Annotated in this window: 2 protein-coding genes and 1 pseudogene; 1 reads left to right on the forward strand and 2 read right to left on the reverse strand. The window is 73.7% G+C overall.

All coding sequences use genetic code 11. The features are described from left to right. Positions 1-195 (reverse strand): annotated as a pseudogene (locus HF577_RS37765) (hypothetical protein); the annotation flags it as partial. A gap of 385 nt (positions 196-580) precedes the next feature. Beyond that, positions 581-2,089: a glutamate--cysteine ligase gene (locus tag HF577_RS36930; RefSeq protein ID WP_169400641.1), complete on the reverse strand. Its 1,509-nt coding sequence runs from the start codon at positions 2,087-2,089 to the stop codon at positions 581-583. Positions 2,090-2,266: 177 nt separating this feature from the next. Here HF577_RS36930 and HF577_RS36935 point away from each other — a divergent pair, with 177 nt between their 5' ends. After that, the gene (locus tag HF577_RS36935; protein ID WP_169400642.1) at positions 2,267-3,079 is read left to right on the forward strand and encodes a TrmH family RNA methyltransferase; all 813 of its coding nucleotides are present in this window, start codon (positions 2,267-2,269) and stop codon (positions 3,077-3,079) included. The last annotated feature ends 177 nt before the right edge of the window (positions 3,080-3,256 follow it).

Raw genomic sequence — 3,256 nt, forward strand, 5'->3', positions numbered from 1 at the left:
GGGAGCGGGCCAGGGAGCGCCCGCACCGACCGGCGGTGGTCCGGCGGGAGCGGGTGCTCCCCAGACCGGCGGCGGGGGGCCGTACAGCGCCTGCGGACCGTAGGGCGAGCCGCCGTGGGCGGCCGGTGCCCCGGGCGGAGGGCCCTCGGGTGCCGGTGCGCGGCCGAAGAGCCGGAAGCGGGCCACGGTCGTCACCGGGCTCGGCCGGCGAGCGCGGCCCGGCGCGTGCGGAGGGTCGGGGTGGGTCGCTCGGGCATGGTTCCCCCGGTTCTGCGGGCGCGCGAGATCGCACCCGCAGCGGATCGCCCGGGCGCACGGACTACTGGTGGTGCCGACCGGCTCGGCCGGTCGACCTGCGGCTACCTCGCGGGAGCCGCCTTCGGAACGGGATCGACACTAGGAGCGCCCCGGCCGCCGCGAGGCGGAACGGGAGAGCGCTTTGCGATGGTGAACGAGGGCCTGGGCCACGCGGCCTCGCCTGACCATGCACACCTGATGGCCACCGTGCACACGTCCTGACGTGTGCACGGTGGCCACGGGATGTGTGCGGTCCGGGACGGACCGCCGCGGCGCGGCCGGGTCAGCCGGGCAGCGGCCAGCTGTGCACGGGCTCGTTGGCCGCCGAGGCCTCCAGGTAGCGCTCCAGCATGCCGCGCAGCGCCGTCGGGCGGTCGGCGCCGCGGGCCTCCAGCACCGCCACGGTGTCGAGCTGCCACGACGCCCCGGTCCGCCGGTTCACGCATCGCCGCTCGACCACCGACAGGTAGCGGTCGATCACCTCGGAGGCGACACCCCAGCGCTGGAGCCCCTCGGCCGCCTGCGGCAGCAGCTTGCGCAGCACGAGCTCGTCGGGCCGGATCCAGCCGCTGCCCGGCCAGTAGAGCGGGCCCTCCATGCCGTGCCGGGCCGCGGTGGTGAAGTTCTCCTCGGCGGCCTCGAACGACATCGAGCTCCACAGCGGCCGATCGGCCTCCACGAGCGAGCGCAGCAGCCCGTAGAAGAACAGCGCGTTGGCCACCATGTCCAGCGGTGTCGGCCCGGCCGGCAGCACGCGGTTCTCGACGCGCACGTGCGGCACCCCGTCCGCGATGTCGTACACGGGGCGGTTCCAACGCCAGATGGTGCCGTTGTGCAGGCGCAGCTCGTCGAGCCCCGGCACGTGGCCGTCCTGCAGCTCGGTCATCGGGTCGGTGTCCTCGGTGACGGGCATCAGCGCGGGGAAGTACCGGCCGTTCTCCGAGAAGAGGTCGAGGATCGAGGTGATCCAGCGCTCGCCGAACCACACGCGGGGCCGGACGCCCTGGTTGCGCAGCTCGGGCGTGCGTACGTCGCACGACTGCTCGAAGAGCGGGATCCTCGTCTCCGCCCACAGCCGCGAGCCGAGCAGGAACGGGGAGTTCGCCGCGACGGCGAGCTGGACGCCGGCGACGCACTGCGCGGCGTTCCAGTAGCCGGCGAACGAGTCGGGGTGCACCTGCAGGTGCAGCTGCATGGACGTGCAGGCCGCCTCGGGTGCGATGGAGTCGAAGTCGGCGGTGAGATGTTCCGGCTCCACCCCGTGGCGCCCCGACGGGTCGTCACCGGCGATGTCGAGCCGGATCGGCTCACCGCGGGCGTTCAGCATCTGCTCGTTGAGCATCGTGTAGCGCTCGTCGGGCGACAGGGCGGCGGCGACGAGGTGGCGGCGCTCCAGGGTGGGGAGGATGCCGATGACGGCCAGGTTCGCGCCGCAGTCCACGGCCTTCGCCCTGGCGACGGAGAGCTCGTCGAGGAGCTGGTGCTCCAGGTGCCGCCACCGGTCGCCGGGCAGCAGGCGGGGCGGCAGGTTCAGCTCGAGGTTCCAGCGGCCGAGCTCGGACTGGAACTCCGACGAGCCGATGGCGTGCAGGACGTCGGCGCCTGTCAACGAGGGTTCGAGATCACGGCCGACGAGGTTGAGCTCCACCTCGATCCCTGTCATGGGCTCGTCGCGGGCAAACGGGTGCTCCCGCAGCATGAGTGCGAGAACGTCGAGACAGCGCTGCACCTTCGCCCGGTACTGCTGTCGATCCCGTCGACTGAACGTTCGTCGGTCGACGTCCTGACCCATGCGTGCAGTGCCTCCTGCCCCCGGGCCGAGCCGGAGCGCTCTCAATGCTCGGACCCGAGCAGTCCTCGGGCGGCGGGCGCCTCCGGGCGGTTGTCAACCGTGACACGGTGGGTGAAGCCTTCGCTACGGCCGACCGGATGACGGGTGGGACACCTCGCGGCTGGGACGATTCGGAGCGTGGCCACGATCATCACCCTTGACGACCCGGCCGACCCGCGGGCGGACGACTACCGCGACCTCACGGCCGCCGACCGCCGCCCGGACCGTCCCGGTGGCCGCGGGCTCGTGATCGCCGAAGGGGTCGTCGTGGTGCGGCGGATGATCGACTCGCCGTACCCGGTGCGCTCGCTGCTGGGGGTGCCGCGGCGGATCGACGAGCTCGCCGACGACCTGGCCGGGCTCGACGTGCCTGCGTACGCCACGGACGCCTCGACGATGTCCGAGGTCGTGGGGTTCCACCTCAACCGGGGGGTGCTGGCCGTGGCGGATCGGGCCGGGTCGCCGGATCCGGTGGCGCTGCTGCGCGACGCCCGGCTCGTGGCGGTGCTGGAGGGGGTGAACGACCACGAGAACCTCGGCGCGCTGTTCCGCAACGCCGCCGCGCTGGGTGTCGACGCGGTGCTGCTGGGACCCCGCTGCTCCGACCCGCTCTACCGCCGCAGCGTGCGCGTGTCGATGGGGCACGTCCTGCGGGTGCCGTTCGCCGAGCTGCCCGGGCCGTGGCCGGAGTCGCTCGACCTGCTCCGGGCGGCCGGGATGCAGGTCGCGGCGTTGACGCCGGCGGCCGACGCCGTGCCGCTGACGGTGTCGGGACTGCGGGGGGAGCGGGTCGCCGTGCTCCTCGGCGCGGAGGGACCGGGCCTGTCGGCCGAGGCGCTCGCCGCAGCCGACGTGCGCGTCCGGATCCCGATGGCCGCCGGGGTCGACTCGCTCAATGTGGCGACCGCGGCGGCGGTGGCCTTCCACGCGGTGGGTACCGCCGTAGGCTGATCGGGTGGAGCTCGTCACAGGAGGTCGGGTCGTACTGGGGGAGCGGCAGCCCGGTGACCCGGAGCTGCCCCCCGATCTGCTCGACGCGCTGCGCGAGTGGGCGGCGTTCGCGGTGTCGGTGACGCGGTCCGGCGGTCCGCAGGAGCTCGAGGTGCTGCAGCGCCGCGGCCGTCAGCT

The organism is Pseudonocardia xinjiangensis, from assembly GCF_012911925.1.
In the GTDB taxonomy this organism is placed as follows: Bacteria; Actinomycetota; Actinomycetes; order Mycobacteriales; family Pseudonocardiaceae; genus Pseudonocardia; species Pseudonocardia xinjiangensis.

Excerpts from the sequence above, each read along its gene's own strand:
- HF577_RS36930 (WP_169400641.1), bottom strand. The coding sequence starts at position 2,089 with ATGGGTCAGGACGTCGACCGACGAACGTTCAGTCGACGGGATCGACAG.